The 675-nt window shown below is 46.5% G+C and carries 1 protein-coding gene; it reads right to left on the bottom strand.

What is annotated here, in order from left to right:
- The coding region (locus B0186_RS09550) for a VENN motif pre-toxin domain-containing protein (RefSeq protein WP_169832929.1) at positions 1-675 on the bottom strand (675 nt) is incomplete at both ends.

The following is a 675-nucleotide window of genomic DNA, read 5'->3' as shown; positions in this document are numbered from 1 at the left end:
ATTATTCTCCACCGCCCTTTTCGCTATATCAGCAGAACTCACCGCACTTGTGGTGCTATCGCCGATAACGCCGCCAGCTAATCCGCCCGCCAGTTGGCTTAAGGCGGTGATGGTTTGTTTTTCGCTTTCGCTAAGGTCATTGGTGGTTTTCGATTTGCCATCTATGCCATAAAGCTTTTGGGCAATAATCTGTGCTGCGGCTTCGCCTGTGAGTGCTCCAGCAGCCCCTGCAAGGGCATTTGTGCCTGTGGCTTTGGCTTCTATTGCACCCAATAAAGCATGTGCCATAAGATTAGCTGTGGTGTTGTCTCCTGTTTGTGCTTTGATAAATTGGTTAGCATAAGGCGAAATTAAACCCACCGCTGCAGCACCTGTATTTTTGGTTACAATGCCTTGTAATAAGCCTGTCACCGCTCTTATCGCCATTTGCATATCTCCGCCTTGTCCATAAGTTTGGATGGTTTGGTTTGCATTATCCAGTTGGCGTTGTGCTTGGATTCGTTGATTTGCGTTAGTCTCTTTATTGGCTAAGATAGCTTCTGCCTCCGCCTTTTGTTTCTCTGCCTCCTCAAGCTTTGGTTTTAAGGTGAGATTAATGCTATTTTGGGCTATCTCTCCTATCACCTGTGCCATTTCTTGTTGTGCTTTGATTTCCGCCAAATCATAAGCCTGTAC

The sequence above is a fragment of the Canicola haemoglobinophilus genome (assembly GCF_002015075.1).
GTDB classification, from domain to species: Bacteria; Pseudomonadota; Gammaproteobacteria; order Enterobacterales; family Pasteurellaceae; genus Canicola; species Canicola haemoglobinophilus.
The sequence above is the reverse complement of the archived record's forward strand: the minus strand, read 5'-3'. Positions and strand labels throughout refer to the sequence as shown.